The following is a 19,456-nucleotide window of genomic DNA, read 5'->3' as shown; positions in this document are numbered from 1 at the left end:
GCCGCGTGCTGTCCGGCGCGTCCTGGCCGAGGGCGGGGCGGGCGTCTGGCGGCATGTCGTTCGTCGCGCTCTGGCCGGGGGCGGGGCGGGCGTCTGGCGGCATGTCGTTCGTCACGCTCTGCCCGGGGGCGGGGCGGGCGTCCGGCGGCATGTCGTTCGTCGCGCTCTGGCCGGGGGCGGGGCGGGCGTCCGGCGTCGCGTCGGGAGCGTTCCGTGACGTCGCGTCGGGGCGGGCGTCCGGCCGCGTTTCGTTCGTCACGCTCTGCCCGGGGGCGGGGCGGGCATCCGGCGTCGCGTCAGGAGCGTTCCGTGACGTCGTGTCGGGCGCGGCGGTCGGCTTTCCGTCGGGGGTCGCGTCAAGGGGCGCCTCCGGGGCAGCACCAGGCACCGCCCCGCCGGGCCCCGCGTCGGAGCCGCCCTCCTGCGCCCACCGCGTGGCCAGCGCCGCCGCCTTGCGCGCCGCATCGGCCACCGCTTCGGGCCCGCTGCCCTGCGCGGCCCGTGCCGCCGCGTACCCCACCAGGAAGGTGGTCAGCGGAGCCGCAGGCCTGGCCACGCCGTGTGCGGCGTCGCGGGCGAGGTCGAGCAGCAAGCCCGTGTCGACGTCGAGCTCGATGCCCAGTTCGTCCTTGACTGCGGAAATCCATTCATCCAACACGTGCCCATGCTCCCTGATGCGGGCCCGAGCGGCCGCGATGTCGTCCCAGGTGTCGCAGTCGAAGGACGCTACTGCGTCGGTGACCCGGGTGAGTTCGAGCCGCGCGGTGAGGGACCGCAGCGGAAGTCCCGTCAGACCATTCTGCTCGGCGGCGAGCTTCGCGATCTCACGGTTCAGCGCGGCACTGCGGTAGGCCGCGACCAGCGGCTGGTCCCGGCCGCCGGGATCCCTCAGGACCGCGCCGTCCGCGCCGCTCTCCCGCAACGCGCCGAGGAGGCGGCCGACCGTCCGCTCCTCCAGGAACGGCAGATCGGCGGAGAGCACCACCACCTGCTCGGCGCCGGTACGCCGCAGCCCCGCGTCGAGCGCGGCGAGCGGACCCGCGCCGGCGGGTTCCTCGCGCGCCCACTCCACGGGGCGGGCCGTGGGACGGGGCCCCGCGACGACCACGGTCGTGTCCGCGCCGGAACACGCGCCGAGCACCCGGTCGAGCAGCGAGCGGCCGCCCACCCGCAGGCCCGGCTTGTCCGCACCGCCGAGCCGCCTGGCGCCGCCGCCCGCGAGCACCACGGCGTCGTACGGGGAGGCGTACGCGGCATCGGACGGAGCATCGGATGAAGCGGCGTACGGGAGATCGGACGGAGCGGCGTGCGCGCCATCGGCATCGGTATCGGCATCGGACGGGGCGGCGTCCGAGGCGGCGGATTCGGCGCCACCCGGAGCCCTCTGCGCGGTCATCCCTCGAGTATGGGCGCACGAAGGATCAATGCCACCCCTCTGTACGGGGTCTCACATCACCACCGTCCGCAGACTCACATCACAGCCCCGTCGCTCCCACCGCCGCCCCCGGCCTTTTCACGCCGACCGCAGCAGGATCGCGGGCTGCTCCACGCAGTCCGCCACGAACCGCAGGAACCCGCCCGCCGTGCCTCCGTCACACACCCGATGGTCGAAGGTGAGGGAGAGCTGCACGACGTGCCGCACCGCCAACTCCCCCTGGTGCACCCACGGCTTGGGCACGATCCGGCCCACGCCGAGCATGGCGGCCTCGGGGTGATTGATGATCGGCGTGGAACCGTCGACCCCGAACACCCCGTAGTTGTTCAACGTGAACGTGCCGCCCGTCAGTTCCCCCGGCGTCAGCTTCCCGTCCCGCGCCGACTCCGTCAGCCGGATCAGCTCGGCGTTGACCGATTCGGTGGTCCGCGTGTTCGCGTCGCGCACCACGGGGACGACCAGACCTCGGTCGGTCTGCGCGGCGAAACCGAGGTGGACGTCGGCGAGCCGGACCACCTCGCGCGCCTCCATGTCCACCGTGGAGTTGAGCATCGGATAACGGGCCAGCGCGGCCACGCTGATGCGGGCGAACAGCGCGAGCAGCGACATCTTCTGGCCGGCCCCCTCCTTCACGGAGGCGTTCATCGCGGCGCGCGCCGCGAGCAGTTCGGTCGCGTCGGCGTCGACCCAGCAAGTGGCTTCCGGTATCTCGCGCCTGCTGCGGGACATCTTGTCCGCGACGAGGCCGCGGATGCCGGTCAGCGGAAGGCGTTCCTCCGCGACTCTGGCCGCCTCCGGGGCTCCGGTCGCGACCGGGGATGTGGTTGCGAGCGGGGCCGCGTCCGCGTTCGAAGCCGCGTCCGCGGGCGTCCGCGCCGCCGCCATGGCGCTCTCCACGTCGGCCCGCATGATCAGCCCGTCCGGGCCCGTGCCCGTCAGCGACCGTAGCTCCACGCCGTTCTCGCGGGCCAGTTTGCGTACGAGAGGTGAGATCACCGGTATCGGACCCTCGGGGCGCGCAAGGGCGGCGCCCCCACCCGCCACGGCCGCATGCCCGGCGGGCTCCTGTCGCCGGGAGTGCTTGTCCCGTGGCACACGCTGCGGTGCGGGCCGCGCGGCAGACTCCGACGCCGGCTGCGTGACGAACCCGGCCGACCGCACCCGCCTGCGTCGCGCGGGCGCAGCCGCCGTGCCGTACCCGACCAGTACGTTGCCGGAGGACTCCTCGGCGGCGGCCCGCAGGGCACGCTCCGCGGGCTCCTCCGGAGCGTGAGACAGGTCCGCCGCCCCGGCCGGCGCGCCGACGGCAACCGTCAACAGCGGCGCCCCCACCGGCAGTTCCGCCCCCTCCTCGCCAAAGCGGGCCGTCACCACGCCTCCGTACGGGCAGGGCACCTCCACCATCGCCTTGGCCGTCTCCACCTCGACGACGGGCTGGTCCACCGCGACGACGTCGCCGACCTGCACGAGCCAGCGGACGATCTCCGCCTCCGTGAGCCCCTCACCGAGATCGGGCAGCTTGAACTCAAGGCTGTTCACATTCAGACCGGGCGCCATCAGCTGTCCGCCTCCCACTGCAACCGCGCGACCGCGTCCAGGATCCGGTCCACGCCCGGCAGATGATGCCGCTCCAGCATCGGCGGCGGATACGGGATGTCGAATCCCGCGACGCGCAGGACCGGCGCCTCCAAGTGGTGGAAGCACCGTTCGGTGACACGAGCGGCGATCTCCCCGCCGGGGCCGCCGAACCCATTCGACTCGTGCACGACGACAGCGCGCCCGGTCCGCCGCACAGAGGCGGCCACCGTCTCGTCGTCGAAGGGGACGAGAGAGCGCAGATCGACCACTTCGAGGTCCCACCCCTCGGCCACCGCCGCCTCGGCCGCCTCCAGGCAGACGGGCACGGACGGCCCGTACGTGAGAAGCGTGGCGCTGCGCCCGGGACGGCGCACCACGGCCTTGCCCAGGGGTTCAACGGCCTGCGGCGCGTCCGGGTTCCAGTCCGCCTTTGACCAGTAGAGGCGCTTGGGCTCCAGGAAGACGACCGGGTCGTCGGAGGCGATGGAGGCCCGCAGCAGGCCGTAGGCGTCGGCGACCGTGGCGGGCGTGACGACATGGAGCCCCGGAGTCGCCATGTAGTACGCCTCGGAAGAGTCACTGTGGTGCTCTACACCGCCGATGCCACCGCCGTAGGGCACGCGCACCGTGATGGGCAGCGGCATCGCACCCCGGGTACGGTTGCGCATCTTCGCCACGTGGGAGATGAGCTGTTCGAAGGCGGGATAGGCGAACGCGTCGAACTGCATCTCGACGACGGGCCGAAGCCCGTACATCGCCATGCCGACGGCGGTCCCCAGGATGCCCGCCTCGGCGAGCGGCGTGTCCGTACAGCGGTCCTCGCCGAACTCCTTGGTGAGTCCGTCGGTGACCCTGAAGACCCCGCCGAGCGCCCCGACGTCCTCTCCCAGGACGTGCACGGCCGGGTCATCGGCCAGGGAGTCGCGCAGCGCGCGCCCGAGCGCCTGCGCCATGGTGGCCGGTTTGGCTGCCTTCTTGGTGGCCCGTTCGGCCGCGACCGTACTCATCGCGCGATCTCCTCGCCGTCTGTGCCGTTCTCTTCCGAGGCCTCGAGCTCGGCCCGCAACTGGGCCGCCTGCTCGCGCAGTTGCGTCGTCTGCTCGGCGTACACGTGAGCGAAGAGGTCCATGGGGTCGAGCTCAGGGTCCTGGTTCATGCGTTCGCGCAGGTCGGCCGCCATGGCCTCCGCGTCGTCCCTGGCCGCCCGCATTCTGTCCTCGTCGAGGATGCCGCGCTCGGTCAACTCCCGCTCCAGGAGCAGGATCGGATCGTGCGCCCGCCACGCCTCCACCTCGGCGTCCCCGCGGTAGCGCGTGGCGTCATCGGCGTTCGTGTGGGCGTCCATGCGGTAGGTCACCGCCTCGACGAGCGTGGGGCCGCCGCCCTCCCGCGCGCGGGAGACCGCTTCGCCGAGCACCTCGTGCATCGCCGCGGCGTCGTTCCCGTCCACCAGGCGTCCCGGCATCCCGTACCCGACGGCCTTGTGGGCCAGGGAGGGGGCGGCGGTCTGCTTGTCGAGCGGCACGGAGATCGCGAAGCCGTTGTTCTGCACCAGGAAGACGACGGGCGCCTGCCAGACGGCCGCGAAGTTCAGCGCCTCGTGGAAGTCACCCTCGCTGGTGCCGCCGTCACCGACCATGGCGAGCGCGACCACGTCGTCGCCCTTGAGGCGTGCGGCGTGCGCGAGCCCCACGGCATGCGGGAGCTGGGTCGCCAGAGGCGTGCACAGGGGAGCTATGCGGTGCTCGCGCGGGTCGTACCCCGTGTGCCAGTCGCCGCGCAGCAAGGTCAGCGCCTGGACGGGGTCGAGGCCACGGGCGACCGCGGCAAGCGTGTCCCGGTAGCTGGGGAAGAGCCAGTCCCGCTCCTCCAGGACGAGCGCGGCGGCCACCTCGCACGCCTCCTGGCCGGTGCTGGAGGGGTAGACGGCGAGCCTGCCCTGCTTCGTCAGGGCCGTCGCCTGCGTGTTGTACCGCCGTCCGCGCACCAGCTGGGCGTACAGACGGCCCAGCAGCTCCTCGTCGGCCTTGCCGGCGGCCTCGGTGCCCAGGACGCGATACGGCTCGGCGTCGGGCAGCAGCGGCGCGGGATCGGTCCTGAGCTGCCATGCGGGTGGCGGGGTGGGCCGGTAGGCGCCCCGCTGCTCCATGACCGTCATGTCGGCACCTCCGTGTGGAAGCGGTCTCCTCGTGGGAGCGGCAAAAGAGGCGCGGCAATGTGAGGCGCCTCACCTACCGATTGTTCGGTCGTCGGCACATTTTGGCTACAGGCACCTCCAGGCTGTGGACAAACGGTTCTGCACAGCCTGGGATGGATGCAGTACGTCCATGGTAGGGAGGCGGGGGGACATGGCATCTGAACGAATGGCCGACGGACCTCACGGTGATCGTCCGGAAGGCCGGCCCGGCGACCGCCAGGAGGGCCTGCCCCGTCCGCGAGACCCGGTCGGCGACCGCCAGGAGGGCCTGCCCCGTCCCCTGGACTCGATCGACCGCGACATCCTGCACATCCTGCACACGGACGGTCGCGCGTCGATACGGGCCGTGGCCGAACGCGTCCATGTGTCACGCGCGAACGCGTACGCGCGCATCAACCGGCTCATCGACGACGGCGTGATTCGCGGCTTCGGCGCCCGGATCAACCACGAGCGAGCGGGCCAGGGCGCTTCCGCCTACATCACGCTCAAGATCGTCCAGAACACCTGGCGCACGGTCCGCGAGCATCTGCGCACGCTGCCGGGCGCCTCTCACATCGCGCTGGTCAGCGGTGACTTCGACGTACTGCTGCTGGTGCACACGCCGGACAACCGCGCGCTGCGCGAACTGGTCCTCACCCGGCTGCAGTCCATCCCCGAGGTACTCAGCACACGTACGTTGCTGGTCTTCGAGGAGGACGACCTCGATCCGGAGAGCTGATCCGTCAGCTGCCGCTGCGCAGTCCCGCGAAGGCCAGCTGCACGACGGCGTCGGCGACCTGTTCGCCCGACGAGGCGCCACGGGCGTCCGGGCGGTACCACTCCGCGATGGAGTTGATCATCCCGAAGAGCAGCCGGGTGGCGAGACGCAGTTCGACGTCCGAGCGCAGGTCGCCGTCGGCCACGGCCTCCTTGAGCAGGTCGGCGACCTGCTGGTCGAACTCCCTGCGCCGCTCCATCGCCCACCGCTCTGTGTCCGTGTTGCCGCGCACGCGCAGCAGCAGCGTCACGTAGGGCAGTTCCGCGATCAGCACCTCGACGGTGCGCCGCGTGACGTGCTCCAGGCGCTGCACGGCGGTGCCCACGCGCGCGTGCTCCTCGGTGAGGATCCCGAAGAGCCCGTCGAGCGCGCGGCTCACCGCGCGACGCAGCAGCTCTTCCTTGCCGGAGACGTGGTGGTAGATCGAGGACTTGGAGATACCGGCCGCCTTGGAGAGGTGCTCCATGGACGTGCCGTCGTATCCGCGCTCGTTGAAGATCCGGACCGCCACCGTCAGGAGGGTCTCCGGGGTGTACGTGTCGCGCCTGGTGGTGGTCACGAGTGGTCCTCTCGCGCTGCCGCGCGGCGCAGCGCCTGGGACGGCGCGTAACGGCCGGTGGGGTACTCCAGATGGAGGCGCTCCAGGGTGTCGAGGACCCAGCCGGCGCCCAGCTCCTCGCCCCACGCGAGCGGGCCGCGCGGGTAGTTGACGCCGAGGCGCATCGCCGTGTCGACGTCCTCCTTGTCGGCGACACCGCGCGCGACGGCGTCCAGGGCGAAGTCGACGAGCATGGCGACGGTGCGGGCCACGACCATCCCCGGGACGTCCGCGACGACGCTGACCTGCTTCCCCAGCGCCTGGAAGAGGCCGATGGCCTCGCGGAGCTGGGCGTCGCCCACTGTCGCGGCGGGCGCCAGGGCGATCCTGGTCGCGGTCCCGTAGTCCAGCGCGAGATCGAAGTGGATCACCGGCGCCTCGGTGTCGTCCGCGGCGGAGCCGTCGGCAAGGAAGAGCCGCGCCCCGCTGGGCAGTTCGATCCAGCCGGGGCAGTAGGGGTCGAGGGGCTCCCCGTACGTGATGTCGATCCCGACGCCGCCGATCAGCCCGGCAAGGGCCCGCGCCTGGAACAGCTCTCCGTGCACCGCGACGGACGCAGGGGCCGGTGCGGGCGCCGCGGTGTGCGGCTCCGCACGCGGGACGTCGTCTCCGTACGCGTACCAGCCCTGGCCGGACTTGCGGCCCAGGCGGCGTGACTCGACGAGCCGGCGCTGGGCGAGTGACGGTGTGAACTTGGGGTCCTGGAAGAAGGACTCCCACACGGAGCGGGTGACGGCCTCGTTCACGTCCTGACCGATGAGGTCGGTGAGTTCGAAGGGGCCCATCTTGAAGCCGCCGGATTCGCGCAGGACGGCGTCGATGGTGGCCGGGTCGGCGGCCCGCTCCTCGTGCAGGCGCAGTGCCTCGGCGTAGAAGGGGCGGGCGACGCGGTTGACGATGAAGCCGGGAGTGTCCGCGCTGCGCACCGGTGTCTTGCCCCAGGCCCGCGCCGTCTCGTACGCGCGCGTGGCGGCCGTTTCGTCGGTCGCGGCGCCGCTGACGACCTCGACGAGGGGGAGGAGCGGGGCGGGGTTGAAGAAGTGCAGGCCGACGAAGCGGCCGGGCCTCTTGAGTGTGCCCGCGATGGCGGTGACGGAGAGGGAAGACGTGTTCGTGGCGAGGAGGCAGTCCTCGGCGACGATCTCTTCCAGCTCTTCGAAAAGGCGTTGCTTGACCGGCAGTTGCTCCAGGATCGCCTCGATGACGAGTCCGCACCCGGCGAGCTCGGCGAGGCTGCCGACCGGTGCGAGCCGATGCCCCGCGGCGGACCGGTCGTCGGCGGTGAGCCTGCCCTTCTCGACGAGCCGGTCAAGGCGCGCGGCGATCGTGGCGGCCGCGGTCTTCGCCTGGCCCTCCACGGCGTCGTACAGCCGCACGGGGTGGCCCGCCAGCAGGGCTACCTGGGCGATGCCCTGCCCCATGGTGCCGGTGCCGACCACGGCAACGGAGCTGCTGAGCTCGAGTGCTGTCATGCTCGCGATCCTCCCGCACGAGGTGTCCGCCGGAGGGTGCGGGGGTGCCCGGCGAGAAGTTGTCCACAGGTTCGGCGGACCCCCTTGTCCCGACCGATCGTTCGGTTACTCTAGCTCTGTCTGTCCGTTCCCGCACTGCCCTGCCCAGCTCGCCGGCTCGACGAAGAGCCGGCTCGACGAGGAGTTGGTCCGATATGGCCGCCGAACTCACCGCGCACCAGCTGATCGCCACGCACCGGCCCACACTCGACCAGGCGCTGGAGACGATCCGCACGCGCGCGTACTGGTCGCCGCACCCCGAGCACCCCAAGGCTTATGGAGAGAACGGCAGCCTGAGCCTGCCCGAGGGCAAAGCCGCCTTCGACGCCCTCCTGGGCAGCCGCTTCGATCTCGACCAACCGGGCACGGACGGCTGGACAGGCGCGGAAGTCTCTCCGTACGGTCCCGAGCTGGGCATCACGTACCCCCACCCGGACATCGACACGCTGCTGCCCGCCATGCGCGCCGGAATGCGCGCCTGGCGCGACGCGGGCGCGGAAGTGCGCGCGATGGTCTGCCTGGAGATCCTGTCGCGCATCAGCGCCCGCACGCACGAGCTGGCGCACGCGGTCATGCACACCAGCGGCCAGGCCTTCATGATGGCCTTCCAGGCAGGCGGACCGCACGCCCAGGACCGCGGCCTCGAAGCGGTCGCGTACGCGTACGTCGAGCAGGCCCGCACCCCCGACAACGCCGAGTGGTCCAAGCCCCAGGGCAAGCGGGACCCGATCGCCCTGGACAAGCGTTTCACGCCCGTGGCACGCGGCATCGCGCTCCTGATCGGCTGCAACACCTTCCCGACGTGGAACGGCTACCCGGGCCTGTTCGCCTCCCTGGCCACCGGCAACCCCGTCCTGGTCAAGCCCCACCCGCGGGCGGTGCTCCCGCTCGCGCTGACGGTGCGCATCGCGCGCGAGGCGCTCGCCGACGCGGGCTTCGACCCGAACCTGGTGTGCCTGGCCGCCGAGGGACCGGACGAGGGCATCGCCAAGACCCTCGCAGTCCGACCCGAGATCAAGATCATCGACTACACGGGTTCGACGGCCTTCGGTGACTGGCTGGAGGCAAACGCCCGCCAGGCGCAGGTCTACACGGAAAAGGCCGGCGTGAACACGGTCGTCGTCGACTCGACGGACAACTACAAGGGGATGCTGTCCAACCTGGCGTTCTCCCTGTCGCTGTACAGCGGCCAGATGTGCACGACCCCGCAGAACCTACTCATCCCCCGGGACGGCATCACCACGGACGCCGGAGCGAAGTCGTACGACGACGTGGTGTCCGACCTCGCCGCGTCGGTGAACGGCTTGCTCGGCGACGACGCCCGGGCGAACGGCATCCTCGGCGCACTGGTCAACCCGGACGTGAAGGCCCGCCTGGAGGCGGCCACCGGACTCGGCGAAGTGGCCCTCCCCTCACGGGAGATCACCAACGCCGAGTTCCCGGACGCCGTGGTCCGCACCCCGGTCATCGTCAAGCTGGACGGCGCGAAGCCGGACGCCGAGGCGGTCTATCTGAACGAGTGCTTCGGCCCCGTCTCCTTCGCCGTCGCGGTCGACTCGGCCTCGGACGCCGTGGAACTGCTGCGCCGCACGGTGCGCGACAAGGGCGCGATGACGGTCGGCGCGTACACGACGTCGGACGAGGTGTCCGGCGCCGTGGAGGAGGCCTGCCTCGAGGAGTGCGCCCAGCTCTCCTTGAACCTCACAGGCGGCGTCTATGTGAACCAGACGGCGGCCTTCTCGGACTTCCACGGCTCGGGCGGCAACCCCGCCGCGAACGCCGCCCTGTGCGACGGCGCCTTCGTGGCCAACCGCTTCCGTGTGGTGGAGATCCGCAGGGACGCCTGACATCCGGCGGCGGGTTCAGGCCTCCGTGCCCGGAGGCCTGCCCGCCGACCAGTGGAAGAGCGTCATCCCGACGCTGGTGGCCAGGTTGTAGCTGGAGACCTGTGCCCGCATCGGCAGGGACACCAAGTGATCGGCGCGCTCCCGCAGCTGCGCGGACAGGCCACTTCGCTCAGAGCCGAAGGCCAGCACGGCGTCGTCCGGCAGCTTGAGAGCGCGAATGTCCTCGCCCTCCGCGTCGAGCGCGAACACCGGCCCCGGCGGCACATCACAGACGTCCATCCGCTCCACGGCCGTGGCGAAATGCAGGCCCGCGCCACCGCGTACGACCGTGGGATGCCAGGGGTCGAGCGTGCCGGTCGTGACGACTCCCGTCGCCCCGAACCCCGCCGCGAGCCGGATCACGGCCCCGGCATTGCCCAGATTGCGGGGATCGTCGAGAACGACGACCGGGGCGCTCCTCGGCATGCGGGTGAGCGCATCGAGGTTGGCCTCGCGAGAAGGGCGTACCGCGAGAGCCGCCACCCCCGTGGGGTGCAAACGTGGCACGAGGGCGCGCAGGGCGCTGTCCTGGACCTGGACGAGGAGCTCGTCGAGAAGGTCCTTCACGTCTGGCGCGAGCTCGTCGGCGAGGGCGAGCACAGCGGCCTTGTCGCTGGTCAGCGCCGCGGGGATGAGCGCTTGGAAGCGCAGCGCGTGCTTGATGGCGTGGAAACCGTCAAGGAGCACGGAGGTCTCGGCGAGCTCCCGCCAGGCACGCAGGGCACCGTCCGAGTCACGCTGGTGCGTCCCGCTCATCCCACGTACGTCCCGTTCATGAGGGGAAGCCTACGCGCGCGTGCTCGGTGGATCTGGGGGCCGGTTCCTCGTCCGTACCGCGCTGCACCGGCACCGCGCCGCCGCGCGGCAAGCGCGAGAACAGCGCTCCACGCGCGCGTGCCGCGCATCCGCCGACGCGACGCAGGAACGACGTCGGCAGGAACACCGCGTCCGCCGCGATCATCGCGAGCGAGAAGAACGGCAGGCCGAGGACGACCGCGATGACCGCGTGCTCGACGATCATCACGGCCAGAAGAACGTTCTTGACCCGCCTGTTGAAGAGGGTGAAGGGGAAGGCGACCTGTACGGCGACCGTCCCGTACGTCACCAGCATCACCATGAGGCCGTGCGAGGCAAGCAGATCGGACAGGGCGGGCCAGGGGGAGAAGTAGTCCAGGCGCAACGGGTAGTAGACGGCTGTGCCGTCCTGCCAGCGGCTTCCCTGGATCTTGTACCAGCCGGCCGTCGCGTAGATCAGACACGCCTCGGCCATGATCACCAGCAGTGCGGCGTTGTGCGCGAGCTTGACGATGACGTCGAGCAGTTTGCGCGCCTCGCCGTCGGGCGCGCGCCGTCCGACGGCCCACCACAGTCCGTGCGCGAACCACATCCCCCAGAAGACCAGCAGCCAGCCCCCGCTGAGTTCCCCCATGAACGTCACCACGGAGAGGCCAAGTCCAAGGATCCACCACAGCACGGGCCCGGCCTTGTCGGCCGGCTGTGGGGTCTTCGGCAACTCGACCGGTGTCTTCTCCTGGTCGACGGACGCCTTACGCGCGCGTGCCGCCCGCCGGGCGTCGAGCGACCAGACCTGGCCGCATCGCGTGAACACCAGGTAGGTGGCCATGAGGTGGATGACGTTGTCGCCGCCGTCCCCCATGAAGATGGAGCGGTTCTGCAGCGAGAGCACACCGATCATGAAGAGCACCGACATCGTGCGCGTACGCCAGCCGAGCATCAGCAGGGCGCTGCTGAGGACGGCGAGCGCGTAGACGACCTCGAACCAGATACGGCCGTCGGACCACATCAGGGCCGTGAAGGCGTCGTTCTCCGCGATGAGCTGCTGGGCCATGTCCCAGCTCCACGGGCTGTCGGGTCCGTAGAGCTCTTGGCGGTGGGGAAGTTCACGCAGCAGGAAGAGCAGCCAGGTGGCGGTGAATCCGATGCGGATCACGGCGGTCTGATAGGGGCCGAGGGCGGATGCGGTGACCCGCTCGATGCCGCGCCCGAGCAGCGGGCCGAAGCGGTTCATCGGGCGTCCACCTCCGATCCCTGAGCCTTGCCGAGGGGCATGTCGTCGGGCGTCACGGACCACCACGGCAGCTGGCGGATCACCGGCTTCGTCGAGACTTTCTCGTCGCTCCACTCGGGGCCCGGCACATTGGTGGTCCTGGAGCGGACCTGGACACGCTCGACCGTGGCGCCCCGCCCCATGGGCTCCTCGCGCGCGACACGCATCATCACGATGCGGCGGATGTAGCGCTCCGAGAGCTGTCCGCGCAGGCCGCGGGGACGATTCTGCGCGTCGTGCGCGGCGACGTAGAAGTCCCAGGCTCTGCGCAGCTCGTTCTGCTGCGTGTGGCTGGGCAGCAGATTGCCGTCGATGGCGGCGCCGTCGCGCTCCGAGAGGTCGTACCAGCCGGTGGTCCGGGTCGACCCGCTGTCCGTGCGGATCTCGACGCGGGCCTGCACCGCGATGTTCTGCTGCATCGGGTTGGGCGCGAAGAGCTTCCAGTTCTGCTCGAACTCGGGGTAGATCCAGTCGTCGACGGCCTGCCCGTGCTGCTTGGTCATGGTGTTGGCGGGGGCGACGTGGAGGAAGAGCATCCCGACGTGGACACAGGCCGTGACGGCGATGAGCGCGAGCGCGAGGGCGGCCACCGCCTGGTAGCGCGGGGAGAGAGCCGCGATGCCGGTGCGGGGCGCGGTCACCACCGCTGCCGCCCCTGGCGCCGGGGCCGGCGGGGCGGCCGTGATGCCGTCGGGAAGCGGGGCGGCGGGGCCGCTTTCGCGAGGCGGGGCGGCGGGGGTGCCGTCGGGGAGCGAGGGCACGGCGTCGAAGGGCGGGGGAGGGGGTGAGGGCGGAGGCGACGGCTCATGCGCGTTGTTGTCGTTCGCGTCCATTCCGCCCCGATTCCGATCCCGCACGGTGATGCGCCCCTCGGCCGCCCGTCACACGGCTCTCTACCGCCCGTCGCAGCGGAACGGTACTCATGCCTGCGCGTCAGGCACAGCATCCGTGAAGTTATCCACAGGGTTGACACCTTATGGCGCTGAGCCGCACCATTGAATTCCACGAACCGAACGATCGGTCGGTAGCCAGCTAAAGGTCGAGGGGGACCGCGATGGCGACAGCAGCCGAGCATCAGACGGCCCGGTCCGAGCCGGACCGGGCGGCGGCCGAGGCCGCGCGCACGACGGCACACGAAGCGGCTTTCGACGCCGCCGTCGCGGCCGACGAGCGCATCGAGCCGCGAGACTGGATGCCCGACGCCTATCGCGCCACCCTCGTCAGGCAGATCGCGCAGCACGCCCACTCCGAGATCATCGGCATGCAGCCGGAGGCCAACTGGATCACGCGCGCCCCGTCCCTGCGGCGCAAGGCGATCCTGATGGCCAAGGTGCAGGACGAAGCTGGTCACGGCCTGTATCTGTACAGCGCGGCCGAGACTCTCGGCACCAGCCGTGACGAGCTGCTCGACAAACTGCACTCGGGCCGTCAGAAGTACTCATCGATCTTCAACTACCCCACGCTGACGTGGGCCGACGTCGGCGCGATCGGCTGGCTGGTGGACGGCGCCGCGATCACGAACCAAGTCCCGCTCTGCCGCTGTTCGTACGGCCCCTATGCCCGCGCGATGGTCCGCGTCTGCAAGGAGGAGTCGTTCCACCAGCGCCAGGGGTATGAGTCACTGCTCGCCCTCAGCCAAGGCACCGAGGCCCAGCACGCCATGGCGCAGGACGCGGTGGACCGCTGGTGGTGGCCGTCCCTGATGATGTTCGGCCCGCCCGACGACGAGTCCTCGCACTCGGAACAGTCCATGACGTGGAAGATCAAGCGCCACTCGAACGACGAGCTGCGCCAGCGCTTCGTGGACATCTGCGTCCCCCAGGCCGAGTCCCTCGGGCTCACGCTCCCCGACCCGGACCTCGTATGGAACGAGGAGCGGGGACACCACGACTTCGGCCCGATCGACTGGACGGAGTTCTGGGCGGTCCTCAAGGGCAACGGCCCCTGCAACGAACAGCGGATCACCCAGCGCAAGAGCGCCCATGAAGAAGGCGCGTGGGTGCGCGAGGCAGCAGCGGCGTTCGCCGCCAAGCACGGGGAGGCGAAGGCATGAGCAGCTCGACCGAATGGCCGCTGTGGGAGGTGTTCGTGCGCTCCCGCCGCGGGCTCTCCCACACCCACGCGGGCAGCCTGCACGCGCCGGACGCGGAAATGGCCCTGCGCAACGCCCGCGATCTGTACACCCGCAGGAGCGAAGGCGTCTCGATCTGGGTCGTGCCGTCCACCCAGATCACCGCCTCCTCGCCCGACGAGAAGGACTCCTTCTTCGAACCGGCGGGCGACAAGCCCTACCGCCACCCGACCTTCTACGACATCCCGGACGGGGTGAAGCACCTGTGACCGCGCCACTGGCCCCGGCAGCCACCGCCACCGCCCTGGCCCTGGGCGACGACGCCCTGGTGCTCTCGCACCGCCTGGGGGAGTGGGCGGGTCACGCACCCGTCCTCGAAGAAGAAGTCGCCCTCGCGAACATCGCCCTCGACCTGCTCGGCCAGGCCCGCGTCCTGCTCTCCCTGGCCGGGGACGAGGACGAACTGGCCTATCTCCGCGAGGAACGCGCCTTTCGCAACCTCCAGCTGGTCGAGCAGCCGAACGGCGACTTCGCCCACACCATCGCCCGCCAGCTCTACTTCTCCACGTACCAAACCGTGCTGTACAGCCAGTTGGCGAGCGGAGACAGCACCTTCGCACCGCTGGCGGCGAAGGCGGTCAAGGAAGTCGCCTACCACCAGGACCACGCGGAGCAGTGGACGCTGCGGCTCGGTGACGGGACGGCGGAAAGCCACGAGCGGATGCAGCGCGGGCTCGACGCGCTCTGGCGTTTCACCGGCGAGATGTTCCAGCCGGTGGAAGGCCTCGACGACGCGGACACCTCGGCGGACACCCAGGGCGGCTCCGCGGGCGTCGACTGGGCGGCCCTGCGCACGACGTGGACGACATCGGTGACCGCCCTCATCGAGAAGGCCACCCTGACCGTGCCCACCGGCCCGCAGGAAGGCGCCTGGGCAGCGGGCGCGGGCCGCAAGGGACTGCACACCGAATCCTTCGGCCCGATGCTCGCAGAAATGCAGCACCTGCACCGCAGCCATCCGGGGGCGTCATGGTGACCACCGCCCTCGAGGAAGAACTCCTGGCCCTGGCGGGCTCCGTGCCCGACCCGGAGCTGCCGGTCATCACGCTGGCCGAGCTCGGGGTACTGCGCGGCGTGCACGTCCGCGGCATCGGCAAGGTCGACGTCGAGCTGACCCCCACCTACACCGGCTGCCCGGCCATAGAGGCCATGACCGCCGACATCAAGCAGGTCCTGCGTGAGCGCGGCATGGCGGAGATATCCGTGCGCACCGTGCTCTCCCCCGCATGGTCGACGGACGACATCAGCGCCGAGGGCCGCCGCAAGCTGGCGGAGTTCGGTATCGCGCCCCCGCGCCCGCACAGCACCGGCGGTCCGATACCCCTCACCCTCTCGGTCCGCTGCCCGCTCTGCGGCTCGACCGACACCGAACTGCTCAGCCGCTTCTCGTCGACGGCCTGCAAGGCCCTGCGCCGGTGCGTCACCTGCCAAGAACCCTTCGACCACTTCAAGGAGTTGTGATGGCCCGCTTCCACCAGCTCCGGGTAGCGGCGGTCGAGCGGCTCACCGACGACTCCGTGACACTGACCTTCGAGGTACCCCCCGCCCTGCGCGAGGAGTACCGCTTCGTGCCGGGCCAGCATCTCGCCGTCCGCCGCTTCGCCGACGGCGCCGAGATCCGGCGTACGTACTCGATCTGCGCGCCCGCGCCCCACCCCGAAAGCCCCTCCGAGCCGCGAACCCTGCGGGTCGGGGTGCGCTTCGTCGAAGGCGGCGCCTTCTCGACGTACGCCCTGAAGGAAGTCGCCGTCGGCGATCTCCTCGAGGTGATGACCCCGGCCGGGCGCTTCACTCTGGAGCCGGCACCCGGGCGCTATGCGGCCGTGGTCGGCGGCAGCGGGATCACCCCGGTGCTGTCCATCGTCACGACGCTCCTTGAACGCGAACCACAGGCCACGTTCTGTCTCATACGGAGCGATCGCACCGCCGCGTCGACGATGTTCCTGGAAGAGGTCGCCGACCTCAAGGACCGTTGGCCGGACCGGTTCCAGCTGGTCACCGTGCTCTCCCGGGAGGAGCAGCAGTCGGGGCTCGACTCCGGACGGCTCGACGCGGAGCGGCTCGGCACTCTGCTGCCGGCGCTGTTGCCCGTCGAGGAGATCGCGGGCTGGTTCCTGTGCGGCCCCTTCGGTCTGGTGCAGGGCGCGGAGAAGACACTGCGCGGCCTCGGCGTGCCGCGTCAGCGCATCCACCAGGAGATATTCCACGTGGACGGTGGCCTCACCTCCCCCACGCCCGCCGCCACGACGGCCGCCCCCGCGCACAGCACCGTGACGGTGACGCTCGACGGACGCTCCGGCACCTGGCCGGTCCAGGACGGGGAATCGCTCCTCGACACCGTCCTGCGCAACCGCGCGGACGCGCCGTACGCCTGCAAGGGCGGAGTGTGCGGGACCTGCCGGGCCTTCCGGGTCTCGGGCGAGGTGCGGATGGACCGCAACTTCGCCCTGGAGCCGGAAGAGACCGAGGCGGGCTACGTACTCGCGTGCCAGTCCCACCCGGCCACGGACACGGTGGAGTTGGACTTCGACCGCTGAGCACCGCCTCGCTCCCTCGACAGCGTCCTTCAGTGTTCCCTTCCCGTAGAACCTGTTCTATCTTGACGGCCCGTCAGAAACAGCGGACGGGCAGAGACAGAATCGCCGGGCCGGTGCGCGGGAGGACAAGCAGTGGACTTCACCTTCACCGAGGAACAGCAGGCCGCAGCCGAAGCGGCGAAGGCACTCTTCGCCTCCGTCGCGCCCGACAGTGTGCCGAGCCCCGCCCTCGTACCAGGCGCCGTCGCCGAGGACTTCGACCGCGCGCTGTGGGCCAAGCTCGCCGAATCCGACCTGCTGAGTCTGCTCCTCGACCCCGAGCACGGCGGTGCGGGCCTGGACGCCATCGCCCTCTGCCTCATCCTGCGCGAGTCGGCGAAGAAACTCGCCCGAGTGCCACTCCTGGAGAGCAGCGCCGCCGCCTACGCCGTACAGACCTACGGCAGCGATGAATTGAAGCAGCGAATCCTGCCCAGGGCCGCCCGCGGCGAGCTCGTCCTGACCGTCGCGGCCAACGGCCGCAGCGGGCACGACCCCGCCTCACTGGCCGTCATCGCACGCCAGGACGGCGACGACTGGCTGCTCGACGGCACACAGACAGCCGTGCCCTGGGCACAGAACGCCGACCTCGTCGTGATCCCCGCCCACACATCGGCCGGCCGCACCGTCATCGCCCTGATCCCCCGCGAACACGAGGGCCTCGCCCTGGCCGAGCAAGTGTCCACCAGCGGCGAACGCCTCGGCGAGATCGGCCTCGAATCCGTACGGATCGGTGGCGCCGACGTCATCCAGGACGACGGGGCCTGGGACTGGCTGCGCGACCTGCTCGCCACCGGGACCTGCGCACTCGCACTCGGTCTCGGTGAGAGCGTCCTGAGCATGACCAGCGAATACACCGCCAAACGAGAACAGTTCGGCTACCCCGTCGCCACATTCCAGGCCGTTGCCGTGCAGGCGGCCGACCGTTACATCGACCTGCGCGCCATGGAAGCCACCCTCTGGCAAGCCGCCTGGCGCATCAGCACCGGCGCGAGCGGCGCCCTACCCGCCACGGGAGACGTGGCCGTCGCCAAGATCTGGGCATCGGACGGCGTACGAAGGGTGGTACAGACGGCCCAACATCTGCACGGCGGCTTCGGATCCGACACCGACTACCCCCTGCACCGGTACCACGCATGGGCCAAACAACTGGAGCTGTCCCTCGGCCCAGCAGCGGCGCACGAGGAAACACTCGGCGACCTACTGGCCGCCCACCCCCTCGGCTGAGAGCTGGAAGGGTGAAGTACGAAGGCTGAACGCTCAGGGGTGGAGGGGAGCGGGTGAAGACCCCAGGCAGGCTGAGGGCTCCAGGCGCCGCTGAACTAGATCACGACGCCCGGCTGACCCTTGTCGTCGACGACGGGGCGGCCCGCGGCCTCCCAGCTCTGCATGCCACCGTCGACGTTCACCGCGTCGACACCCTGCTGGACGAGGTACATGGCGACCTGCGCCGAGCGTCCACCGACCCGGCAGATGACATGGACCTTGCCGTCCTGCGGGGCGGCCTCAGTCAACTCGCCGTAGCGGGAGACGAACTCGCTCATCGGGATGTGCAGCGCACCCGCGGCGTGGCCCGCCTGCCACTCATCGTCCTCACGAACGTCAAGGAGAAAATCGCCGCTCGTGAGGTCATCGACGCCGACCGTGGGCACATGAGATCCGAAAGCCATGCGTCCGACGCTACCCGACCGGCTAGGCGCTCAGCCGCGCAAGCTCCGCCTCACGCTCGGTGACCTGCGCGAGCAACTGCTCGGCGATCTCATCGAGGAGCTGATCCGGATCGTCCGGCGCCATCCGCAGCATCGCGCCGATCGCACCCTCCTCCAGCTCCCGCGCGACCACCGTGAGCAGCTCCTTGCGCTGGGACAGCCACTCAAGACGGGCGTAGAGCTCTTCGCTCTTGCTCGGCCACTGCTGCTCGGGCACAGGGCCGGCGGCCCACTCCTCGGAAAGCTCCCGCAGCAGGGGCTCGTCCCCACGTGCGTACGCGGCGTTCACCCGCGTGATGAACTCCTCGCGGCGGCCACGCTCCTGGTCGTCCTGGGCCAGATCGGGGTGGGACTTACGGACGAGCTCACGGTAGAGCTTGCGGGCCTCGTCGCTGGGCCGCACCCGCTGCGGCGGTCGCACCGACTGATCGGTCAGCATCGCGGCGGCCTCCGGATAGAGACCGTCACCGTCCATCCAACCGTGGAACAGCTCCTCGACCCCCGGCATCGGCATGACCCGCGCCCGGGCCTCGTCCGCCTTACGCAGGTCCTCGGGGTCACCGCTACGGGCGGCCTTGGCCTCGGCGATCTCGGCGTCCAGCTCGTCGAGGCGCGCGTACATCGGGCCGAGCTTCTGGTGGTGCAGCCGGGAGAAATTCTCCACCTCGACCCGGAACGTCTCGACGGCGATCTCGTACTCGATCAGCGCCTGCTCGGCCGCCCGGACCGCCCTCTCGAGGCGGTCCTCCGGCCGCGCGCCACCCTGCCCCGCCGCCCCGTCAGGGTTTCCCTCGCGACCAGCGGTCACGGGATCGGGATCAGGCGTCTGAGGCTGCGTAGGCTCGGCTTCCGGGGTCGTCACTCGTCCAGCCTAGGCCACCGTGCCCCCACCACGACCGAGCGGCAGCCACGGCCCGCGCGCGAGGCCACCATGCGTGGCAGCCAAGCCCCGCGCCGGGAGGCCACCGGGCCCTCTCCCCACACTTCCGGCAAACACCGGGGGCCTCCCC

The 19,456-nt window shown here is 70.7% G+C and carries 18 protein-coding genes and 1 pseudogene; 8 read left to right on the top strand and 11 right to left on the bottom strand.

Annotated features, from left to right (window positions below; translation table 11 throughout):
* Positions 1-418 precede the first annotated feature (418 nt).
* The 4 genes and pseudogenes from AB0I94_RS39755 to pdhA form a co-directional block, all read right to left on the bottom strand.
* Positions 419-1,228: pseudogene (locus AB0I94_RS39755) on the bottom strand (NTP transferase domain-containing protein); the annotation flags it as partial.
* A 285-nt stretch (positions 1,229-1,513) separates the two neighbouring features.
* Complete coding sequence (locus AB0I94_RS39750) at positions 1,514-2,992, bottom strand: dihydrolipoamide acetyltransferase family protein (RefSeq protein ID WP_363314688.1); 1,479 nt, start codon at positions 2,990-2,992, stop codon at positions 1,514-1,516.
* The gene (locus AB0I94_RS39745) at positions 2,992-4,020 is read right to left on the bottom strand and encodes an alpha-ketoacid dehydrogenase subunit beta (protein WP_363314687.1); all 1,029 of its coding nucleotides are present in this window, start codon (positions 4,018-4,020) and stop codon (positions 2,992-2,994) included. Before AB0I94_RS39745 ends, AB0I94_RS39750 begins: the two co-directional genes overlap by 1 nt.
* The gene (gene pdhA / locus AB0I94_RS39740; RefSeq protein ID WP_363314686.1) at positions 4,017-5,171 is read right to left on the bottom strand and encodes a pyruvate dehydrogenase (acetyl-transferring) E1 component subunit alpha; all 1,155 of its coding nucleotides are present in this window, start codon (positions 5,169-5,171) and stop codon (positions 4,017-4,019) included. The genes AB0I94_RS39745 and pdhA overlap by 4 nt, the downstream gene beginning before the upstream one ends.
* Positions 5,172-5,361: 190 nt before the next feature.
* On the opposite strand from pdhA, the gene AB0I94_RS39735 reads away from it, so the two are divergent.
* Positions 5,362-5,928 carry an Lrp/AsnC family transcriptional regulator gene (locus AB0I94_RS39735; protein ID WP_363314685.1) on the top strand — a complete coding sequence of 189 codons (567 nt, stop codon included), beginning with the start codon at positions 5,362-5,364 and terminating at the stop codon, positions 5,926-5,928.
* A gap of 4 nt (positions 5,929-5,932) precedes the next feature.
* On the opposite strand, the gene AB0I94_RS39730 is transcribed toward AB0I94_RS39735, so the two are convergent.
* Together AB0I94_RS39730 and AB0I94_RS39725 are read right to left on the bottom strand one after the other, a co-directional pair.
* The gene (locus tag AB0I94_RS39730) at positions 5,933-6,526 is read right to left on the bottom strand and encodes a TetR/AcrR family transcriptional regulator (RefSeq protein WP_363314684.1); all 594 of its coding nucleotides are present in this window, start codon (positions 6,524-6,526) and stop codon (positions 5,933-5,935) included.
* Positions 6,523-8,037: a 3-hydroxyacyl-CoA dehydrogenase gene (locus AB0I94_RS39725; RefSeq protein ID WP_363314683.1), complete on the bottom strand. Its 1,515-nt coding sequence runs from the start codon at positions 8,035-8,037 to the stop codon at positions 6,523-6,525. The genes AB0I94_RS39730 and AB0I94_RS39725 overlap by 4 nt, the downstream gene beginning before the upstream one ends.
* Positions 8,038-8,231: 194 nt before the next feature.
* Between AB0I94_RS39725 and paaN the strand changes: the two genes are divergently transcribed.
* On the top strand, positions 8,232-9,923 hold the full coding sequence (gene paaN / locus AB0I94_RS39720) for a phenylacetic acid degradation protein PaaN (protein WP_363314682.1): 1,692 nt from the start codon (positions 8,232-8,234) through the stop codon (positions 9,921-9,923).
* Positions 9,924-9,938: 15 nt separating this feature from the next.
* Here the strand turns inward: paaN and AB0I94_RS39715 are convergent, their stop codons facing one another.
* The 3 genes from AB0I94_RS39715 to AB0I94_RS39705 are packed head-to-tail and all read right to left on the bottom strand — an operon-like array spanning position 9,939 to position 12,863.
* Entirely contained in the window at positions 9,939-10,718 is a 780-nt protein-coding gene (locus AB0I94_RS39715; RefSeq protein ID WP_363314681.1) for a TrmH family RNA methyltransferase, read from the bottom strand.
* 16 nt (positions 10,719-10,734) lie between these two features.
* Positions 10,735-11,991, bottom strand: coding sequence for an HTTM domain-containing protein (locus tag AB0I94_RS39710; RefSeq protein ID WP_363314680.1), 1,257 nt, complete (start codon positions 11,989-11,991; stop codon positions 10,735-10,737).
* The gene (locus AB0I94_RS39705) at positions 11,988-12,863 is read right to left on the bottom strand and encodes a DUF5819 family protein (protein WP_363314679.1); all 876 of its coding nucleotides are present in this window, start codon (positions 12,861-12,863) and stop codon (positions 11,988-11,990) included. Before AB0I94_RS39705 ends, AB0I94_RS39710 begins: the two co-directional genes overlap by 4 nt.
* Before the next feature lie 221 nt (positions 12,864-13,084).
* Between AB0I94_RS39705 and paaA the strand changes: the two genes are divergently transcribed.
* From paaA to AB0I94_RS39675, 6 genes are all read left to right on the top strand, one after another.
* Positions 13,085-14,083, top strand: a complete 999-nt coding sequence (paaA, locus tag AB0I94_RS39700; RefSeq protein ID WP_363314678.1) for a 1,2-phenylacetyl-CoA epoxidase subunit PaaA — start codon at positions 13,085-13,087, stop codon at positions 14,081-14,083.
* The gene (gene paaB, locus AB0I94_RS39695) at positions 14,080-14,370 is read left to right on the top strand and encodes a 1,2-phenylacetyl-CoA epoxidase subunit PaaB (protein ID WP_363210366.1); all 291 of its coding nucleotides are present in this window, start codon (positions 14,080-14,082) and stop codon (positions 14,368-14,370) included. The genes paaA and paaB overlap by 4 nt, the downstream gene beginning before the upstream one ends.
* Complete coding sequence (gene paaC / locus AB0I94_RS39690) at positions 14,367-15,137, top strand: 1,2-phenylacetyl-CoA epoxidase subunit PaaC (RefSeq protein ID WP_363314677.1); 771 nt, start codon at positions 14,367-14,369, stop codon at positions 15,135-15,137. Before paaB ends, paaC begins: the two co-directional genes overlap by 4 nt.
* Positions 15,131-15,622, top strand: a complete 492-nt coding sequence (gene paaD, locus AB0I94_RS39685; RefSeq protein WP_363314676.1) for a 1,2-phenylacetyl-CoA epoxidase subunit PaaD — start codon at positions 15,131-15,133, stop codon at positions 15,620-15,622. The genes paaC and paaD overlap by 7 nt, the downstream gene beginning before the upstream one ends.
* Positions 15,622-16,698, top strand: coding sequence for a 1,2-phenylacetyl-CoA epoxidase subunit PaaE (paaE, locus tag AB0I94_RS39680; protein WP_363314675.1), 1,077 nt, complete (start codon positions 15,622-15,624; stop codon positions 16,696-16,698). The genes paaD and paaE overlap by 1 nt, the downstream gene beginning before the upstream one ends.
* Before the next feature lie 132 nt (positions 16,699-16,830).
* Positions 16,831-17,964 (top strand): acyl-CoA dehydrogenase family protein, encoded by a 1,134-nt coding sequence (locus AB0I94_RS39675; RefSeq protein WP_363314674.1) that lies wholly within the window; start codon positions 16,831-16,833, stop codon positions 17,962-17,964.
* A gap of 95 nt (positions 17,965-18,059) precedes the next feature.
* On the opposite strand, the gene AB0I94_RS39670 is transcribed toward AB0I94_RS39675, so the two are convergent.
* Both AB0I94_RS39670 and AB0I94_RS39665 read right to left on the bottom strand, forming a co-directional pair.
* Positions 18,060-18,407: a rhodanese-like domain-containing protein gene (locus AB0I94_RS39670; protein ID WP_363314673.1), complete on the bottom strand. Its 348-nt coding sequence runs from the start codon at positions 18,405-18,407 to the stop codon at positions 18,060-18,062.
* Between the two features lie 22 nt (positions 18,408-18,429).
* Positions 18,430-19,254, bottom strand: coding sequence for a J domain-containing protein (locus tag AB0I94_RS39665; protein WP_363314672.1), 825 nt, complete (start codon positions 19,252-19,254; stop codon positions 18,430-18,432).
* Positions 19,255-19,456 lie beyond the last annotated feature (202 nt).

Source organism: Streptomyces sp. NPDC050147 (assembly GCF_040660195.1).
GTDB lineage: Bacteria > Actinomycetota > Actinomycetes > Streptomycetales > Streptomycetaceae > Streptomyces.
Note: the sequence above shows the minus strand (reverse complement) of the source record. Positions and strands in the feature narration are given on the sequence as shown.